The sequence below is a fragment of the Sphingomonas pruni NBRC 15498 genome (assembly GCF_001598455.1).
GTDB classification, from domain to species: Bacteria; Pseudomonadota; Alphaproteobacteria; order Sphingomonadales; family Sphingomonadaceae; genus Sphingomonas; species Sphingomonas pruni.
On sequence record NZ_BCYZ01000045.1, the window covers coordinates 16,963 to 36,422 of the forward strand.

The 19,460-nt window shown below is 64.9% G+C and carries 11 protein-coding genes; 4 read left to right on the forward strand and 7 right to left on the reverse strand.

The window, feature by feature from the left end; all coding sequences use genetic code 11:
• The first annotated feature begins 156 nt into the window (after positions 1-156).
• Entirely contained in the window at positions 157-1,053 is an 897-nt protein-coding gene (locus SPR01S_RS13680; RefSeq protein ID WP_066590413.1) for an SDR family oxidoreductase, read from the forward strand.
• Between the two features lie 24 nt (positions 1,054-1,077).
• Complete coding sequence (locus tag SPR01S_RS13685) at positions 1,078-1,374, forward strand: plasmid stabilization protein (protein WP_066590401.1); 297 nt, start codon at positions 1,078-1,080, stop codon at positions 1,372-1,374.
• Between the two features lie 258 nt (positions 1,375-1,632).
• Here the strand turns inward: SPR01S_RS13685 and SPR01S_RS13690 are convergent, their stop codons facing one another.
• The 4 genes from SPR01S_RS13690 to SPR01S_RS13705 all read right to left on the reverse strand — a co-directional run bounded on the left by SPR01S_RS13690 (position 1,633) and on the right by SPR01S_RS13705 (position 7,240).
• Positions 1,633-1,914 carry a DUF892 family protein gene (locus tag SPR01S_RS13690; protein WP_066590402.1) on the reverse strand — a complete coding sequence of 94 codons (282 nt, stop codon included), beginning with the start codon at positions 1,912-1,914 and terminating at the stop codon, positions 1,633-1,635.
• 18 nt (positions 1,915-1,932) lie between these two features.
• Complete coding sequence (locus SPR01S_RS13695) at positions 1,933-3,120, reverse strand: S53 family peptidase (protein WP_218016761.1); 1,188 nt, start codon at positions 3,118-3,120, stop codon at positions 1,933-1,935.
• A gap of 167 nt (positions 3,121-3,287) precedes the next feature.
• Positions 3,288-4,580 carry a glycoside hydrolase family 130 protein gene (locus tag SPR01S_RS13700; RefSeq protein WP_066590404.1) on the reverse strand — a complete coding sequence of 431 codons (1,293 nt, stop codon included), beginning with the start codon at positions 4,578-4,580 and terminating at the stop codon, positions 3,288-3,290.
• Between the two features lie 308 nt (positions 4,581-4,888).
• Positions 4,889-7,240, reverse strand: coding sequence for a TonB-dependent receptor (locus SPR01S_RS13705; protein ID WP_066590414.1), 2,352 nt, complete (start codon positions 7,238-7,240; stop codon positions 4,889-4,891).
• 400 nt (positions 7,241-7,640) lie between these two features.
• On the opposite strand from SPR01S_RS13705, the gene SPR01S_RS13710 reads away from it, so the two are divergent.
• Positions 7,641-8,621: a LacI family DNA-binding transcriptional regulator gene (locus tag SPR01S_RS13710; protein WP_245662012.1), complete on the forward strand. Its 981-nt coding sequence runs from the start codon at positions 7,641-7,643 to the stop codon at positions 8,619-8,621.
• Here the strand turns inward: SPR01S_RS13710 and pgmB are convergent.
• Entirely contained in the window at positions 8,612-9,280 is a 669-nt protein-coding gene (pgmB, locus tag SPR01S_RS13715; protein WP_066590406.1) for a beta-phosphoglucomutase, read from the reverse strand. The two genes, SPR01S_RS13710 and pgmB, sit on opposite strands and share 10 nt — an antisense overlap.
• Before the next feature lie 2 nt (positions 9,281-9,282).
• The gene (locus SPR01S_RS13720) at positions 9,283-11,445 is read right to left on the reverse strand and encodes a glycoside hydrolase family 65 protein (RefSeq protein WP_245662013.1); all 2,163 of its coding nucleotides are present in this window, start codon (positions 11,443-11,445) and stop codon (positions 9,283-9,285) included.
• A 107-nt stretch (positions 11,446-11,552) separates the two neighbouring features.
• Between SPR01S_RS13720 and SPR01S_RS13725 the strand changes: the two genes are divergently transcribed.
• Entirely contained in the window at positions 11,553-12,779 is a 1,227-nt protein-coding gene (locus SPR01S_RS13725; RefSeq protein ID WP_066590408.1) for an MFS transporter, read from the forward strand.
• 134 nt (positions 12,780-12,913) lie between these two features.
• Here SPR01S_RS13725 and SPR01S_RS21855 read toward each other — a convergent pair.
• Positions 12,914-19,460, reverse strand: a 6,547-nt coding sequence (locus SPR01S_RS21855) for a hypothetical protein (RefSeq protein WP_066590409.1), incomplete at its 5' end; no start/stop codon positions are given.

Consider the following 19,460-nt stretch of genomic DNA (forward strand, 5'->3'; position numbering starts at 1 on the left):
ACGAATTGATTTCGCACATCAAACGATCGGAACAATAGTTTTTCAGGATCGCTTCGCTCTCACAACCAGGAGATCAAGATGTCCGATGCCATTGCGGACGCGCCGCTGACGGCTTCCAAGGATCAGCCGCGCCGCTCCCAAAGGAGTGAAGCGAACATGAGCGACATGACCGAAGCGCTGATCGACCCGCAGGACAAATATCACAGCGAGGGGTTTGCCGAACAGCAACAGGACTGGCCGGGGCTCCAGCGCGACATGGACCCGGTGCCTGATTGCGGCGAACGGACGTATCGCGGCACGGGACGCCTCAAGGGACGCCATGCTTTGGTCACCGGCGGCGATTCCGGCATCGGCCGCGCCGCCGCCATCGCCTTCGCGCGTGAGGGCGCCAGGGTCGCGATCAACTATCATCCCAGGGAACAGCCCGACGCCGAGGATCTGAAGGCAGTGCTTGCGGAAGACGGCACCGAGCTCGTTCTCCTGCCTGGCGATCTGACCGACGAGAGCTTCTGCCTAAAGCTGGTCGACGACGCCCGGGAGCAGCTGGGCGGGCTCGACTTGCTGGTGATCAATGCGGGGTACCAGCAGGCCCAGAAGTCGATCGCCGACATCACCCATGAGCAGTTCGACCGCACGATGAAGACCAACATCTACGCGATGTTCTGGATGTCGAAACGTGCCGTGGAATTCATGCCGCCGGGGTTGGCGATCATCAACACCGCCAGCGTCAACAGCTTCAACCCGGTCGAGGACCTGCTCGATTATGCCACCACCAAGGGCGCGATCGAGATCTTCACCAAGGGGCTCGCCAAGCAGCTGGCCGCGAAGGGCATCCGCGTCAACGCGGTGGCGCCGGGACCGGTGTGGACGCCGCTGCAGATTTCGGGTGGGCAGCTGGAAGGCAAGATCGAGAAGTTCGGCCAGGAAACGCCGCTCGGCCGCGCCGGCCAGCCGGCCGAACTCGCCGGTCTCTATGTGACGCTCGCCGAACAGACCAACAGCTTCACCAGCGGCAGCGTGTTCGGCGCCAATGGCGGCACCGGGGTGAGTTGAGAGGCGAACGAAAGGAGAAGGATCATGCCTCGCGGAGACAAATCCAGCTATACCGACAAGCAGAAGCGCAAGGCCGAGCATATCGAGGAAGGCTATGAGGATCGCGGCGTCGGCAAGGAAGAAGCCGAACGCCGCGCCTGGGCGACGGTCAACAAGGAATCGGGCGGCGGTAAGAAGTCCGGGTCGGGTCGCGGCAAGAAGGAAAACCACGAAAGCTCGCGCAAAGGCGGCCGCAAGGGCGGATCGAGCCAGACCCATGCCCAACGCTCGGCAGCGGCCAAAAAGGGTTGGGAAACCCGTCGGCGGCAAGGCAACGGCTAAGCTGAGAACCAACTAAGCCGTTGCGCTTAACGTGATTCATTTCCAACACCCGTCATCCTGGGCAAGCGGGGACTCATCTCCAACGCGTTCGCCAATTCCTGCCCGCTGTTTATGCGGCTTGGGCAGGAGATGGGTCCCCGCTGTCGCGGGGATGACGACGAGAATCCCTACCTGGCGGAGTTCCTGTTTCGCTGAGACCATCATTTGCGAGGGCAAACGGCTGGCGGAACGCTCGTCCCGCTAGATGCAAGGCAAGGTTCAGGCGCTCTCGAGCTCGGCGTTCGAATTGACCTTGGTCTCCGCCCTTGTCGTGAGCTTCTCGTCAGTCGCCTTTTCCCCGGCCAGCGTCTCGGCCAGGACCGTAGCGCAATCCGAGCAGCCGAGTTGCTTGTCCAAGGCGACTAACATGCCGCAGCGCGTAATCTCATAATACTCGACCGCCTGCGCCGCGGCGGCGATTTCGAACACCGCGAAGCGCATTTCGGCGATATTGGCCGCGGACCAGTCCGGCTGAAATGAGCCTCGGACGATGAGTTCCATCGTCCGAGGCTAGTGCTTTCAGAATGCGGTGATGCCGTTGGGCGTGCCCAGCCCGGTCGGCCCGTCATAACCGGCGCGCGCGGTGCAGAAATAGGTGCCGCCGCAGCTGCCGTTGCTGCCCGACGTCACGTCGTACAATGCGCCCGTATTGGCATAAGGGTTGCTGCCATAGGTCACGCCGCCGCCATTGGCGCCGTAGATGCCGCCGATCACCGGGGCCGCTACGCTCGTACCACCAAACACCAGCCAGGCCGACTTGCCGCCATTGCCCGGCCCGAAGACGGCGACGCCGGTGGCCGGATCGGCCACCGCCGCGACATCGGCTTCCATCCGCATCGCGCAACCGCCGTCGAGTTGCCATTGGGGCTTGGCGTAAATCGTGCTGCAGCCGCTGCCGGCACCGGTCCACACCGTCTCGCCCCAGCCGCGCGTGCTGGTGTTGCGCTTGAGCGTCGTGCCGCCGACCGCGATGACGTGCGGCGAGGAGGCCGGGAATTGCACGCCATAACCGCTGTCGCCGGAACTGACGGTGACCGCCACGCCGGCATGGTCGTACGCCGATTCATAAGCCTGCGACCCACTCTCGCCGCCGCCATAGCTGTTGCTGATGACATGCGCCCCGAGCGACGCCGCGGTGTTTTCTGCCACCGCCAGGTTGCTGAAGCTCGCCGAATTCGCCTGGACCAGGATGATCTTGCATCCCGGGCACATCGCGCTGACCATATCGAGGTCGAGCGCGGTTTCCTGTGCCCAGCCGTTATTCTGGCGCGGATAATTACCCTTCACGCCGGACTGATTGTATTTGGTGAAGCAGCCATTCGCGGTCGTGCAGGGCGGAAGGCCATAGGTCGCGCGATAGGTCGCCAGATCGCTTTCAGCATTGGCATAGCCATAGGCATCGACGATCGCGACGGTGGTCGTGCTGCTGCCTTGCGCCGAGATGTTATAGGCGGCGCGCAAGTCGGCGGGACCGAAGCCCGACGGAACGACATTGGGCGTAGCGTCGCGCTCGATCGGCTTGCCCTTCTCGTCGGTGACGATACGCGCATGGCAACGCGCCGTTCCCGGGCCAGCGGGCCCCGGACAAACCGCGGCGTGATAGACATTGCCGGACTTCAACAGCCCTTGGGCGGATTGCGCCTGGAGGCCCATCGGAATTCCCGCCAGGAGGGCGAAGGCCGCGATCGAAGCAGCAAGACGTGCCATGCTTGTCCCCTTTGTCGACATGATGTCGAAACATCGGGAGCCTCTCACGCGGGTGCTGCCACGGTAAATATATCGATCGATGTAGCTGGAGAGACGAACCGGGCGAATATCGCGCGTGCAATCCGGACTGGCTCAATTCCAGCGCCGCCGGCGGGGAAATCCGCCGCTCAGTCCATCCGGGCGAGCAAGGTATCGACACTGCAACTGGCGAAGCTCGCGAAATTGTCGGCGATCCCGAACGGCAGCAGCAACGTGCGGCCATGGACGATCGCGCCGCAGCCATAGACGACGTTGGGGACATAGCCGCTGCGTTCCCCGGGGCTGGGCCGCAGGATCGGTTCGGGCGTGCGCGCCAGCAATCTGGTCGGATCATTCTTGTCGAGCAGGCAGGCGCCCATGCAGTAATTGCGCATCATGCCGACGCCGTGGGTGATGACCAGCCAGCCCTCGTCGAGCTCGATGGGCGAGCCGCAATTGCCCATCTGGATGAATTCCCACGGATAGCGCGGTCCGATGATTTTGACGCCGCCATTCCAGGTGGTGATATCGTCCGACGCGATCAGCCACAGATTCTCGTTATCCTGGCGACCGATCATGTTGAAGCGGCCGTTCACGCGACGCGGGAACAGCGCCATGCCCTTGCTTTGCGGCACCGATCCCTTGAGCACCGTCATCTCGAACGTGTTGACGCCGGTCCCACGAAACAGTTCGCACCGCGCATCGCGCCCGTCGAACGCGGTATAGGTGCCGAGGAAGCTCGGCGTGCCGTCCTCTTCGGTGAACCGCACCATGCGCAGATCCTCAATCCCCTGACGCTGGCTGGCGGTGATCGGAAACAAGACGCTTTCGGAAGGCTCCTGACTTCCCTCGCAGATGATCCGGGTCGTGCCCGACGTGCCGCTCTCGTCGGGCCCTTCGATCCGCGGCGACGTGACCCAGGGGCTGGGATCGTCGACATGGAAACCGTTGCTTGAGCTCCAATTGCCGGTGCGAAAGGTGACGGAGGAGACATGACCTTCGCCGATGCCGCGCAACGACAGGATGAAGTTCAATCCGTCGGCCGGCGCGTCGTCCTGATTCATCCGCAACACGATACTGGGATTGAACAGGGCAGCTGCCTCGAACGAATATTCGGCACTCAGATAGGCGCCGATCAGCAACTGCTGCTCCGGGCTGGCGGTTACGGTTTCGGGAAGGCAGGCCCGTACCTCCTCGAACCGACGCGTCAGCATCGTCTCGACGTTACGATGCCGCTCCGACAACGACGCGACCGTCGTTTCGCAATCCCTGCGGCAGCTAGCTTCGTCGAGCGACAGCACGCGCTCGATCACGGTGCGCATGCGGGGATGCGCAGCGTCGCGGAACGGTTCGGGATAATCGACGCTGAACGGCTTGATCACCGTGCGTGACGGGTCGGGGCGCAAATGGAGACCGGAGAAAGTGAACAGATCGTCGCTCATACGGTCGGGCTCCGTGCGGGGGACGACACGGAGTCGCCGGGAAGGGGTGATAAGCCAAATCGGAACGATCGGCGTCCCCTGAAACGCTGCATCGCGCGACAGGCTCCCTGCACCGTCGATATTGCGCGACGAACCAAGCTTTCCGGCTGTTCGAAAACGAAAAAGGGGCCGGCGCCCTCGACCACGAAACGTCGCCCCGGCGGAGGCCGGAGCCGTCGGCCGCATCACGACATAGCGGCCCCGGCCCGCGCCGGGGCGACGGCGTCACATCCTCGGACGCCGTCTCCTTCCGGCACTAGCGGCTCAACTCAGAAAGCGTAGCTGACCGACACCCTGTACGACCGGCCGAAGATCGGCCGTACGTCGGGCAGCGCCGCAGTTGGATCGCTGCTCGTGAAGCGAGGATTGCCTTCGGTCAGGCCATGCGAGTTGGTGAGGTTGTCGCCGGCGATCTGCAGCATATAGCCGCCAACCTTGGCGCGAAGCCCCGCGCTCAGCGTCGCATAAGCCGGCAGCAACTGGGTGTTGGCGAGATCGCTGTAGCGCTTCCCGATCGCTTCGTACGTACCGTAGAACGTGATGTCCGACTTGTCCCCAAAGCGCGCGGTGTAGGTCGGCGTGAAACGCACCTGATAGGACGGGATGCGCTGCGCCTTCTTGCCGTCGAAATCCGGAATGTTGGGCGTATCCGTCTTGGCGTCCTCGAGCACGGCGTTGCCGATGAATCCGAACCCGCTCGCGCTATGGTACGATGCGTCGAACTCGATGCCCTTGGTCTTGGATCCCGCGATCTGCGGCGGCACGCCGACATCGTTGTACACCGCCCCGACGACCTTGTCGTAGAAGCCGGTCACCGCCGCTTCGAACCCGCCGCCGCGATATTTCACGCCGCCTTCGTACGAGCGCACTTTCCAGTTCAGATCGAGCCGCGGCCCGGTATTGCCGAGCTGCGAGCGGACGTCGTCGAACGAGGGCGAGTGATAGCCTTGCGAGATACGAGCATAGACGTCAAAATTGCGGGTAGCGCGATAGTTGAGGCCGACCGTCCACGGCGTCGCCTCGCGGCTGATCTTTGCCGAATCGGGCAGGCCGTTACCCGCGATATGGAAATCGATGTCCGTCCATTGGTGGCGGACGCCGGCATCGAGGCGCAACGCGTCGGTGATGTTGAACGAATCCGACACATAGATCGCATTCACCGTCGCGCTACCGCGATCCGAAATGGCGAAGGCCGAGAGCGCCTTGTTGTCCAGATCGACCAGGTCGCCCGAGCCGCCCACCTGCATCCAGCGGTTGTTGCCCAGGCTCCAGACATCGTCCGAAGTGAAGTGCGAGAAATAATAGCCCAGGTTGAGCGTGTTCGGGCCGGTCTTGATATTGACCACCGCCTCGTTCGAGACGTTCTGCAGCTTCTTGTCGACCCACCAGGACCCAAACGACTGGACGTAATCGGTCGACGCCAGCGTCTGTCCGGTGTTGATCGTATGGACCTGCGTCTGGCCGACAAAGGCATCGCGCTTTGCGGGGTCGGGATCGGTTTGCGTGGCCAGGGCGGTTGCGACAGTAATCGCGCCCGCGCCTTGCGGGACGAGGCCCGTCGTCCGTAGCGTGCCGCTGGTGAAGCCGAACCGGTCGGTGAAGCTGATGCCGCCGCCAAAGTCGTAATCGAGACTGGCCCCCGTCACCACGCCCTTCCAGCCGCGGCCATCGGCCAAATCGACGCGTTCGGTCGCGCCGCTGCCCGCCGAGCCCGGCGAGATGATCGTCGCATAGCGATTATATTGGTTGAGCTGGTTGTACGTGCCGCGATCGATGCCGGGCACGTTTGCCGCGAATGGCAGGAACCATTCGCCGTGATCGTCGGTGTAGCGCGCGAAGATGTTGAACTTGCCACGCGAGAACTTCTTGGTGATGTTGGCGGTGATCTGCTGGCCGTTTTCAGTGTCGAAGCCCGCCCTGCGCACCGTGTCGCCGCGCGAGACATAGCCGCCGACCATGTAATAAAGGTCGTCCGCCAGCTTCCCGCTGAGATAACCATCGACGCGCCAGGCGCTGTAGTCGGTGATCGAGGCGCCGATGCTGCCGTGCGTCTCTTCCCCGCCCTCACGCAGGCGAAGATTGGTGGTGAGACCGGGCTGACCGTCCGAATAGAGCGAAGCCGGGCCGCCATTGACGCCTTCGATTCCCGCGATGGTCTCGTCGAGCCGGACGATGCCGGTCTGGTCCATGAACGACAGGCTGCTCGATCCATAGACGGGCACGCCGTTGAATTGCATCGCCACGAACGGCGCGTCGCCGGTGCTGGGAATGCCGCGGACGAAGATGTTCGACGTGCCGACGCCACCCGAACTCTCGACCCACACGCCGGGAATCGACTTGAGAACGTCGCCCGAGCTCTTGGGCGCCTGGAGCTTGATATTGTCGGCCGACAGCGTCGTGACCGAATAGCCCGCCTCCAGCTTGTTGATGCCGCTGCCCGCGGCACGACCGGTGACGATGATGTCGGGCACGTCGGCGGGAGGCGCCGCGTCCGCAGCCTGGGCGGGATCGGCCGCCGGCGCGGGGGCCGGCGTCTCCTGTGCGGCCGCGGGATGGGCCAGGGCGATCGCCAGCGCGAACCCCGACACAGCAACGAAATTGCGATTGCGCGAAACCATCATCATCCTCTCCTGCCGCTGCTTCCTGCTCGGGAAGTGCCTGGGGAGGAGGTCTACACACGAATGAATTGCATTTCAATACGCCGTTACATAAGCGTCATATTATAATAGGTCGTTTTATTTCAATACGATAGCTGATAATAGCGGCCACCAAATGTGGCAGAGATGTCACAACGGTTGCAACGAAATTTCATCCGGCTATCCGTCCACAACGTCGCGCCAAGCGCCTTGTCGGGGCATTGCGCAAACCGCTTGTTGCATCGGGGAGCACGACCAGCCTATTTTGGCCGCGCAGAGCGGGGGCGGAGCATCGTCGAGGATCGTCGGAAACCAGTTTCAATGGTTGTCCGGCAACCCGCTGATTGAGGAGCTGGCTTTGCGTCGACGCGCGATGGATCTGAATATGGGGGATATCGCCCGACTAGCCAACGTGTCCAAGCCGACCGTGTCGAGGGTCCTCAACAACAGCCCGCTGGTCAATGAGGAGACGCGCGAACGCGTCCTGCGCGTGGCGCGCGAACATGGCTATGCGATCAACCGCAACGCACAGAAATTGCGCCAGGCACGCAACGACACGGTCGCCGTCGTGCTCGATTTCGGCTCGCATCGCGCCGGGCGGATCGCCGATCCGTTCATCTTCGAATTGCTCGCCGGCGTGTCCGAAGCCCTGTCGGTGCGCAACCAAGACCTGCTGCTCTCACCGTCCAACCTCACCGACGTCCAGAGCCATCTCGACCTGATCAGTTCGCGCGTCGCCGATGGGTTCATCTTCCTCGGCCAAGGCGTGCGCGGCCCGATGCTGCGTGAGCTGGCACGCGCCGGCGCGCCATTCGTCGTCTGGGGCGGCGTCGATCCTTCGGAGCCCTATTGCTCGGTCGGCAGCGACAATCGACTGGGCGGGCAATTGGCCGGCGAACTGTTCGTCAAGCGCGGCGCTAAGCGCTGGCTGTTCGTCGGCAATATCGCGCATGCCGAGATCCGGATGCGGTTCGACGGCCTTCGCGCCGTCGCCGCCAAGCACCCCGAGGTGACGGTCGAGCATCTCGAGGTTGAGCACATGGCCTATGCGCCCGCTTATCAGCAGACCGTGGCGTGGCTACGCGACAATCCGCCACCCGATGCGGTCTTCGCCTTCTCGGATACGGCGGCGATCGCGATCGTCGCTGCCTTCCGCGAGTTCGGGCTCGAAGCGCCCGCCGATTATTCGCTGTGCGGTTACAACAACATCCCGCCCGCGGCCGACTTCACTCCGGCACTCACCACGATCGAACAGGAAACGCATCTGGCCGGTGCCATCCTGGTCGAAAAGCTGATGCAGATCCTCGACGGCGGGAAACCGAAATCGAGCGTACTCCCGACCCGGCTGATCGTTCGTCAGACCTGAGACGGAGCAGGCGCCAGCCTCAGCACCCAGTCGAGATCGACCGCGGCGGTTGACGTGAACACCAGATCCGCCGCGGCCAGGATAGCGGCGTCGCCGATCCCGATCGCGACCATGTCCGCCGCCTTGATCGCGGTCACCCCGGCGGCGGCATCCTCGAACCCGACGCACGCGGCGGGCGCCACGCCCAGCCCGGCCGCGCAGGCCAGGAAGATGTCCGGCGCGGGCTTCGACCGCGCGACTCTGGCGGCGTCCGCGACGAAATCGATCGAGCCCGACAAGCCGGCCCGCTCCAGCACCATCACTGCGTTCCGGCTGGCCGAGGCGACCCCCAGCGACAGACCCGCGGCCCGCGCACTTGCCAATAAGGCGGTCGCACCCGGCAGGATGTCGGCATCGCTCATCGTCCCCAGGGCGTCGAGATAATAGCCGTTCTTGCGCGCCGCGAGTTGTTCCTTCGCCGGAAGGTCGAGCGACATACCGCCCAGCGCCAGGATGTGATCGAGCGATCCCATGCGGTCGACGCCCTTGAGCGCCTCATTGTCATGCTCGTCGAACGCGATGCCGAGTTCATCGGCGATCCGTCTCCAGGCGACGAAATGCAGCCGGGCGCTGTCGACCAGCACCCCATCCAGGTCGAAGATCGCCGCGCGAAACGCCATGGTCAGGCCGCGACCTTTTGGCCGGCGACACAGATCGCGACCGCACGATCGCCACGGACCGACACGCTAGCGGTGCAGCCCGACACCGCGACGTCGACCTGCGCGCCGCGAAAGGTCACGGTGAAGCGATAGTCGGACAGGCCGGGTATCTCGACGGGATCGAAGCACAATGTGTCGCCATCGACGCGCATGCCGGCAAAGCCCATCGCCAGCGTGGTCCAGCTCCCCGCCAGCGCCGCCATGTGCAGGCCGTGATCGGCATTGCCGAACAAATCGTTGAGGTCGGTCAGCGCCGCGACCCGCCAGTAATGCGCCGCCCGGGCACCGTCGCCGGCACGCGCCGCCGCAGTCGCGAATGCGCTCGCCGACAAGGTCGAATCGTGGACCGTGGTGGCTTCGTAAGTGTCGAGCATCCGCCGCCGCATCGCCGGGTCGAACGCCTCGGGCATCAGCGCCAAGGCAAGCACCGCATCCGCCTGTTTCGAGACGCGGCGGCGATAGATGGCGAGCGGATGGAAGTGCAGCAGCAGCGGATAGGCCTGGGGTGGCGTCGTATCGAACGGCCATGGGTCGAGACGGAAAAAGGCGTCGTCCTGCGCATAGACTTGGCGCTCGTCGTCGAAGGGCAGGAACATCTCGTCGGCGGCGCGGATCATCCGCGCGGCTTCCGCATCGTCGATCAACGACGCCGCCAGGCCTTCGCGCGCGGCGAACCGCAAATGCCGCGCGGCCATCATGTTGGTGTAGAGATTGTTGTCGACGATCGCCGAATATTCGTCGGGTCCCGTCACGCGGTTGATGACGAAGGCGCCGCCGCGCGCCGCATCGTGGAACCCGATCGCCAGCCAGATGCGCGCCGTCTCGACCAGCATTGCCGCGCCGCCGACCTCGAGCAGCGAGCGGTCGCCGGTCGCCGCCAGATACGTCTCCAGCGCATAAGCGATATCGGCGTTGATGTGATATTGCGCGGAGCCGGCGGGGAAATATGACGAGCATTCGTGCCCGCCGATCGTCCGCCACGGATAGAGCGCGCCCTGTTCGTGCCCCATCGCCCGCGCATTGTCGCACGCGGCGTCGAGCTTGGAAATCCGCCACGCCAGCATCGCCCGCGCGATCTCCGGCCGGGTGAAGGCGAAGACCGGCATGACATAGAGATCGGCATCCCAGAAGACATGGCCTTCATAGCCTTCGCCGGTCTGCCCCTTGGCGCCGATCGACGTCTTGCCGTCGCGCCCGACCGCCATCGCCAGCTCGGCCAAGGCGAAGCGGATCGCGAGTTCGGCCTTGGGCTGGCCCGGCATGCCGACATCGCTTGCCGCCCAGAAATCCGCGAACCACGCGACCTGGTCGGCCCGCAGAGCGTCATAGCCTCGCTCGACAGCGGCACGCAGTAGGGCGGTGATCGCCTCGACGCCCTGCCCGTCGGTCGCGGCGTGATAGCCGGAGGCGAAGTCGACCTGCACCCGGCCATCGACGGTCCGGCGCCCGATCTCGCGCATCGCGCACGTCACCACGAATCCGCTCGTGCGCAGACGGTCGCTACGCATGGCGGTACCGGCCTCGTCATGGACCTGCGGATCGACCCAGGGGCTGGTCGCCATGACCGGCGCAATGCGCGGGTCGTAGACGCCCTGATTGGCGACATCGGCTGCGCAGTCGCCGCTTCCCGGCGGCGGCGTCACGGCTGGCGACACGGGCACGTCGGCGCTCTCGGCAAAGCTGACCCGTGTCAGCACCAACGCGGTATCGTTCATCGAGACGAACTGCTCGATCTCGACGTCGGCTGCTCCGAAAGCGAATCTCTCCGTACGCACGCCCCGAGCAAGGTCGAGCTCGACGCTCTCCGGCGCGCCAAGAGGCAAACCGCCGATCCGGATCGCGGGCCGGGTCGCATCGGCCACGGCCAGGCGCAGATCGCTTTCGCGGGCATAGCCGTGCGCCGCCTCGTGATAGGCAATCGGCACGCGCTCATAGACGCCGTTCAGATAGACTTTGGGCGTTTCCGCCGCCTCGCCCGGGCCGCGAACGCCGATGAAACCGTTGCCGATCGAAAACAGCGCGGGAACATGGTGCAATCGGGCGGAATCGCCCTCCGCGACGAGGCGCCACGCGTCGCGCGCAAATCGCACGTCAGCAAAAGACGCTTCGGGTAATGATCGCCCCACGCACTTCCTCTCCGATGCGGCGACCAATCGCCGGATTGCCAATGATATGCATTTCATAATAGGAGATGGTCAAGACAATAAGCCGGGCATCCCGGCAGGGGAGGCGCATGAACAGGACCCGGATGATCGTCGCGCTGGCATTGACCTATGCCGTGTTCGCGGTGCTGCTGAACAGCGTCGGCACCGTGATCCTGCAATCGATCGAATCATTTCACGTGACCAAAGTAGCGGCGAGCTCGCTCGAGGGGTTCAAGGATCTGTCGATCGCGGCGACGAGCTTCCTGCTGGCGGCGCATTTGCCGCGCTTCGGGCTGCGGCGCGCGATGATCGCAGCACTCGCACTGGTGGCGATCGCCTGCCTGGCGATGCCATTGATGCCCGGTTTCTGGACCACGCGCCTGCTGTTCCTCGCGGTCGGCGTCGCGTTCGGCGTGACAAAGGTGTCGGTCTACAGCTTCGTCGGGCTGTTGACCGAAGACAGCGCGCGCCATGCTTCGTTGCTCAATGTGATCGAGGGCGTGTTCATGCTGGGCGTGCTCAGCGGCTATTGGATCTTCGCCGCGTTCATCGACCCGGCCGATCCGGGCAGCCAGCAATGGCTGAACGTCTATTACGTCCTGGCCGCCGTCAGCGCGGTCGCCTTGGTCCTCCTCGCCGTCACGCCCTATGACGAAAGCGCGGTCGACGAGCCGGCGGCGGCGCCCCAGGGTGCCGGTCAGAAATTTGCCGAGATGGTCGCACTCGCCTGGCGGCCGCTGAGCCTCAGCTTCATCGCCGCGATCTTCTGTTACGTGCTGGTCGAACAGGGCATCGGGTCCTGGCTGCCGACCTTCAACCGCGAATTGCTCGGGCTATCGGCGCCGATGAGCGTGCAGGCCGCGTCGATCTTCGCCGTGTGCCTGGCGGCGGGACGGCTCGGCGCCGGCGTCATCGTGCGGCGGACCGGTTGGTTCCCGCTCGTCCTAGGATGCCTGATCGGCATGGCGGTGCTGATCGTAGCGGTGCTGCCGCTCGCCGCCGCGCATCATGGCCAGGTGACGAGTTGGGCCGGCGCGCCGATCGCCGCTTTCCTGTTCCCGGCGATCGGGCTGATGATGGCGCCGATCTACCCCGCGCTCAATTCGGCGATCCTGTCGTCGATGGCACCGCGCAAGCAGCCGGCGATGGTCGGCCTGATCGTGGTGTTCTCGGCGCTTGGCGGGACGACGGGCTCGTTCGTCGTCGGGCATATCTTCGCGATGTTCCAGGGGACGATCGCTTTCTACGTCCTGCTCATCCCGATCGCCGCGCTTGCATTGGCCTCGACAATGGTCCGGCGAAAGGCGGCGCGATAGGCAATCTGCCTATACCGCCTTTGGTCACTCTCGCGGCCTTCACCGTTCGCGGACGTCGTCCGCGTATACGGCATTCAAAAAAAATCGGCCGCGCCGTGTCCCAAGACACGACGCGGCCAATGCCCCCCATTTGATTAGAAGTTGAAGCGCAGCCCGGCGTTGATCGTGAAGCTGCGCAGCCGCGAGTCGTCGTCGATATTGCCGACCACGAAGCCCGACACCCGGCTGCCATGCGCATTGGCGAGGATGCCCGCCGAATAGCGCATCGCGCTCTTCCAGGTGTTGGTCTGGAGCGAGAAGGTCGTGACCGGCGTCCCGAACGCGAAGCTCGAGCTATCCTTGCGCGACCAATTCTCCATGCGCGCCGCGCTGATGAACGGTTCGAACGTCGCCGTCGCTTCCGATCCGCCGCGATAGGACAGGCGCAGGCCGGCCTGGCCGATCTGGGTCGTGTCGCTGCCCGGCGTCCACACGCTGAAGGCGTCGACTACGAGCGGATCGATCTTCGTGTCGCCATAATTGTACTGGGCGAACGGCGTCGCGGCGAAGCCGGTCTTGCCGCCGAACCGATACGAGGCGCGGACCGATCCTGCCGTCGCGTCACCGCGCAGGCGCTTCGTGCCGACCGTGCCGAACAGCGACGGCATGGCGACCGTATAGTGGCGCCATTCCTTGCGGACATTGCCTTCGAGTTCGAAGGCTCCGTTGCCGACCACCGCATAGCCGCCGATGAACGGCGTCTCGACCTTGATCCGCTCGCCACCCGCGAGCGGAGCCGAGGCGCCGTACCAGCCGCCCATCACGCCGACATTGACCTTCCAGCCGCCGCCGATGCCGCCGAACGAGACGTCGGCGCCGATCTGGGCCGCATGCTGGCTGGTGCGGAAGCGTGAGGTCGAGGTGTAGAGCATGCCGCCACCCGACAGCGACGAGGTGATCGTCTGCTTGCTGTGGCCGCCGCTGCCGCGCATCCACAGGCTGAACCGCGTGCCGCCGGCATCGGTCCGGTTGGTCACGAACGGACTGATCGGATCATCGAGCAGGCCCGATGCCGATTCGGCCATGTAGCTGAGGTTGCCCAGCCCCGCCGCCGTCGGATTGACCGCCTGGATCAGGCCGAACTGATGGGCGTTCGACGGGTTCTGCCCAAAGCTGTCGAGGATGAAGCCCGTCGTCGGGAACACGGTGCTGGAGGTAAAGGCACTGGCAGGTGCTGCCCCAGCCACCGTGACCACCGGCAGGAAGCCGCCCGTGACGAACGACCGGGTACCGACCAGGTTCATCGTCACGTTGGTGTTGCCCGTGGCCGAGCCGCCGATGTTCAGACGGTCGGCCGTGGCGGTATTGGTGCTGTAGTCGGCCCAGAACTGGCCGCCGCCCGAATAATTGCCGCCGACCGTGACGACATTGCTGGTCAGGTTGTTGCGGGCATTGATGATGCCGGTATTGGCCATCGATCCCGCAGTGGTGAACGTACCCGCGCCGGCGAAGGTGACACGGCCGGCATTCTGGGTATTGCCCAGGATCGTCAGCGTGCCGCCGGCGCCCAGGTTGAGGTTGCCGCCATTGGCCAGATTGCCCGAATAGCTCGACGAACCCGATCCCAGATTGGCGATCCCCGTCGGGCCGTTGATCCAGTTCGAAGTGGCGACGGTCGTGCCGAAGACGTTGACCGCGCCGTTCAGCGTCCCGCTGTTGAACAGGGTCGACGGCGTGTTGTTCACGCTGATCAGCACGGCATTGGTGCCGCCGGAGATCGTCCCCGAATTGCTGATATTGGCGCTTCCGGTGCCGGTCGCCACCAGCCTGACGCCATCGATCGCGCCCGCGACGAGGCCGGCATTGTTGACCACCAGCGGACCATCGACGGTGCTGAGGTCGATGCCGTAATCGGGATCGATCGCGCCGGTTCCGGTTACGTTGACGGTGATGCCGCCCGTGGTGGACGTACCATAGACGCCGGCATAACCAGGGGTGCCTGCGGTGATCTCACCCGCGACCGTGACGGTGGTCATACCGGTCGACAGGCCGCTGTCGGTATAGATGCCGGCGCCATTGGTCGCATTGATCGTACCGCCCGCGCCGAGCGACACGTCGATCGTCCCGGCATTCGCCGCCGGATTGAAGTTCAGCGCAGTGACTCCGTTGCCGTCAGTCGCCGTCAGATCGCCCAGGACGTTGACGGCGACACCGCCGGTTCCGTTGGTCTGGGCAATGATGCCCGACGTGCCGGAAGCGTTGCCGACGGTCACGCCGACATTGCCACCAGCGCCCGCCGCAACCTGTTCTGCCAGGACCGCCGCGGCACCGGTCGAGGACACGTCGGCGGCATTCACGTTCAGATTGCCGCCCAGGGTTATCCCGACGATGCCGTAGCCGGTGGTACCGGTGACGGGGCCGACGGCGGTCACGTTGACGTTGCCGGTACCATAATTCTCCGCATCGATACCGAAGACGCCGTTGACGGCCACGTTGGTGGTGACGTCGACATTACCCGTCGCCCCGCCGAGCAGCGCCGCGACGACGCCAGCATTGCCGCCATTGACGTCGCCATTCGTCACGACTGCGATGTTGCCGGTCGACGAAGATCCGATCACATCGATGCCGTTCTGGTCGGTCGAGGTGACCGCTCCTGTGGTGGTGACGCTGATATCGCCGCCCGCCGCAGTGTCGCGGACCAGGATGCCCGCGCCGCCGGTGGCGGTGGTCGCCCCCGTATAGTTCACGGTGACCGTGCCCGATCCGTTATTCTGGATGCCAGCGCCGTTGCCGCCCTGACCGGTGAAGCCACCGGTGCCGGTGACCAGGATATTGCCCGCGCCGCCGGTACCGCCGACCAGCCTCAGGCCGTTGGTCGCGCCCGTCACCGCATCGGCGACATTCACCGTCACCGCGTCGTTGCCGACAGCGAGGATGCCATCCGCGGCGGTGCCGGTTATCAGGCCCGTGGTCGTCACGCTGGTCGTGCCGGTGCCGCTGTTGATCGCCGCGATACCGGTCGTGCCCGAAGCGGTGTCGGCAGTCACATCGATGCTCCCCGCGCCGGCTGCATTCGTCTGCTGCGCGAGGATTGCGATGTTGCCGGTCGACGTGACGGCGCCCGCATTGACAGTGATGTTGCCGCCGTTGGTCAACGCGAAGATGCCGTTGCCGGTCGTCACATTCACCGGACCCACGGTCGTCACACTGGTCGTCCCGGTACCGAAATTCTCTGCGTCGATGCCGAACCGCGCGTTGACCGCGCCATTTGTTGTTACGTCGACATTGCCGGTGCCGGCGCCGTTGAGGATCGCGCCGACAATAGCGGCATTGCCCGCAGCGACGTCGCCATTGGCGACGATCGCAAGGTTGGCGGTATTCGACAGGCTACGAGCGTCGATACCGTTCGTGCCGGCCGCCAGCGCGGTCACCGCGCCGGTCGTGATATTGATATCGCCGCCAGCCGCCGTGTCGCGCACGACGATGCCGTTGCCGCCGGTCGAGCTGTTGGCCGCGGAGATGTCGAAGGTGACTGTGCCCGAACCGTTATTCTGGATGTTGGCCGCGTCACCGCTGCCGCCGAAGAACGCGCCGGTGCCGGTGACCAGGATGTTGCCGGCACCGCCAGTGCCACCGACCAGTGTCAGGCCGTTGGTCGCACCCGTGACCGCGTCGGCGACGTTCACCGTCACCGCGCCGCCGCCGGTGGCAAGGATACCCTCAGCCGCCGTGCCGGTCACGGTGCCGTTGGCGGTAACGCCCACCGTACCGGTGCCGGAATTGATCGCGACGATGCCGGTCGTGCCCGAGACGTTACCGCCGGTCACATCGACATTGCCCGCACCGGCCGCATTCGTCTGCTGCGCGATGATCGCGGTGTTTCCGGTCGAGGTCACGTCGCCCGCATTGACCGTGACGTTGCCGCCAGCGGTCAGCGCAAAAATGCCGTTGCCGGTGGTGACGTTGACTGGGCCGACCGTAGTAACGCTGGTCGTGCCGGTGCCGAAATTCTCGGCATCCACCCCGAACCGTGCGTTGATCGCGCCGTTCGCGGTGACATCGACGTTACCGGTGCCACCCGCGTTGAGGACCGCGCCGACAATGCCGGCGTTGCCCGCGTTGATGTCGCCATTGGCAACGATCGTAACGTTGGCTGCATTCGACAGGCTCCGCGCGTCGATACCGTTCATGCCGGCCGCCAGCGCGGTCACCGCGCCGGTCGTGACGTTGATGTCGCCGCCAGCCGCCGTGTCACGCACTATGATGCCGTTACCCGAGGTCGAGCCGCTCGCGCCGGAGATGTTGACGGTAACCGTGCCGGCGCCGTTGTTCTGGATGTTGGCAGCGTCGCCGCTGCCGCCGAAGAACCCGGTCCCCGTGACCGAGATGTTGCCGGCGCCGCCGCTGCCGCCGATCAGGAGCAGACCGTTGGTAGCACCGGTGACGGTATTCGCGGCGGAGATGGTCACCGCGTCGCCACCCCTTGCGTAAATGCCTTCGGCGGCGATCCCGGTGACCGTTCCGCTGGTGGTAACACTCACGGTCCCAATCCCGGAATTGACCGCATAAATGCCCCGTGCGCCCGACACATTTCCTGCGGTCACGTCGATCGAACCCGCCCCAAGGCTGATTTGCTGGGCGCGAATCCCGAAGCCCCCGATCGCAAACACGTCGCCGGCATTGACCGAAACGTTACCGCCGTTGGTTTGCGCGTAGATGCCGGTGCCGGCTGTCGCGTTGACCGTCCCGACGGTCGTGACATTGGTGTTGCCCGCGCCGAAATTCTCGGCATCCACGCCGAACGCCGCGTTGATCGCACCGTTCGCGGTGACGTCGATATTGCCCGTCGCCGCTACGGGGAGGATCGCAGCCACCATGCCGGCATTGCCCGCATTGATGTCGCCATTGGCGATCTCGGTCACATTGGCGGTCAGCGACTGGGAGCGAACGTCGATGCCGTTCATGCCTGCCGCGAGCGCACTCACCGCGCCGGTGGTAACGCTGATGTCGCCGCCCAGGGCGGTGTCGCGAACGATGATGCCGTTGCCCGCAGTCGATCCGCTGGCGCCGGAGATGTTGACGGTGACCGTGCCCGCGCCGTTATTCTGGACGTTGGCAGCGTCGCCGCTGCCGCCGAAGAAGCCAGTGCCGGCGACCGAGATGTTACCTGCGCCGCCGGTGCCGCCGACCAGGGTCAAGCCGCGCGCCGCGCCGGTCACCGTGTCGGCAGCCGAGATGGTCACCGCGTTGTTGCCGGTCGCGGTAATACCGTCGCCCGTCGTACCGGTGACGGTGCCGTTAGTGGTGACACCGACCGTGCCGGTGCCGTTGTTCAACGCGAAGATGCCGGTCGTGCCCGAGACGTTGCCCGCGGTCACATCGACATTGCCCGCACCGGCAGCATTGGTTTGCTGCGCGATGATCGCAGTATTGCCGGTCGAGGTGACGTCGCCGGCGTTGACCGTGACGTTGCCGCCGGTGGCCAGCGCGTAAATGCCGTTGCCGGTCGTCACGTTAACCGGACCGACGGTGGTGACGCTGGTCGAGCCGCTGCCGAAATTCTCGGCATCGACCCCGAACCGCGCGGTGATCGCACCGTTCGCCGTCACGTCGACATTGCCGGTCGCGGCCGCGTTGAGGATCGCCCCGACCAGGCCGGCATTGCCCGCGTTGATGTCGCCATTTGCGACCTCGGTCACATTGGCGGTGGTCGATTGGGTGATGACGTCGATCGCGTTCTTGCCCGCGGTCAACGCGGTGACCGCGCCAGTAGTTACGCTGATGTCGCCGCCGATCGCAGTATCGCGCACGAAAATGCCGTTGCCGCCGGTCGACCCACTCGCGCCCGAGATATCGACCGTGACCGTGCCCGAACCGTTGTTCTGGATATTGGCCGCATCGCCGGTACCGCCGAAGAACCCGCCGGTACCGGTCACCGAGATGTTGCCAGCCCCGCCAGTCCCTCCGACCAAGCTCAGGCCGTTGGTCGCGCCGGTCACCGTATCTGCGACCGAGATCGTCACCGCGCCATTGCCGGTCGCCTTGATACCCTCGGCGGTCGTACCGGTCACCGTGCCGTTGGCCGTGACGCTGACCGTGCCCGTACCGAAATTATGCGCATCGATGCCCGTCGTGCCCGAGACGTTGCCGGCGGTGACATCGACATTGCCCGCGCCCGCGACCTTGGTCTGCTGCGCGATGATCGCGGTATTGCCGGTCGAGGTGACGTCGCCGGCATTCACCGTGACGTTGCCGCCGGTCGCCAGCGCAAAGATGCCGTTGCCGGTCGTGACATTGACCGGACCGACGGTGGTGACGCTGGTGTTGCCCGTGCCGAAGTTCTCGGCATCGACACCGAACCGCGCATTGATCGCGCCATTTGCGGTGACATCGATGATACCGGTCGCCGCCGCCGGGAAGATCGCGGCCACCATGCCGGCATTGCCCGCATTGATATCGCCATTGGCGACTTCGGTGATGTTCGCCGTCAACGACTGACTCTGCGCGTCGATCGCGTTCTTGCCGGCGGTCAGCGCGGTGACTGCACCGGTAGTGACACTGATGTCGCCGCCCGCGGCAGTGTCACGGACGATGATGCCGTTGCCGCCGGTCGAGCCGCTCGCGCCCGAAATGTTGAACGTGACCGTGCCCGAGCCGTTATTCTGGATGTTGGCCCCGTCGCCGGTCCCGCCGAAGAACCCG

Excerpts from the sequence above, each read along its gene's own strand:
- SPR01S_RS13725 (WP_066590408.1), top strand. The coding sequence starts at position 11,553 with ATGAACAGGACCCGGATGATCGTCGCGCTGGCATTGACCTATGCCGTG.
- SPR01S_RS13690 (WP_066590402.1), bottom strand. The coding sequence starts at position 1,914 with ATGGAACTCATCGTCCGAGGCTCATTTCAGCCGGACTGGTCCGCGGCC.
- SPR01S_RS13685 (WP_066590401.1), top strand. The coding sequence starts at position 1,078 with ATGCCTCGCGGAGACAAATCCAGCTATACCGACAAGCAGAAGCGCAAG.
- SPR01S_RS13710 (WP_245662012.1), top strand. The coding sequence starts at position 7,641 with ATGGGGGATATCGCCCGACTAGCCAACGTGTCCAAGCCGACCGTGTCG.
- pgmB (WP_066590406.1), bottom strand. The coding sequence starts at position 9,280 with ATGGCGTTTCGCGCGGCGATCTTCGACCTGGATGGGGTGCTGGTCGAC.
- SPR01S_RS13680 (WP_066590413.1), top strand. The coding sequence starts at position 157 with ATGAGCGACATGACCGAAGCGCTGATCGACCCGCAGGACAAATATCAC.
- SPR01S_RS13700 (WP_066590404.1), bottom strand. The coding sequence starts at position 4,580 with ATGAGCGACGATCTGTTCACTTTCTCCGGTCTCCATTTGCGCCCCGAC.
- SPR01S_RS13695 (WP_218016761.1), bottom strand. The coding sequence starts at position 3,120 with ATGGCACGTCTTGCTGCTTCGATCGCGGCCTTCGCCCTCCTGGCGGGA.
- SPR01S_RS13705 (WP_066590414.1), bottom strand. The coding sequence starts at position 7,240 with ATGATGGTTTCGCGCAATCGCAATTTCGTTGCTGTGTCGGGGTTCGCG.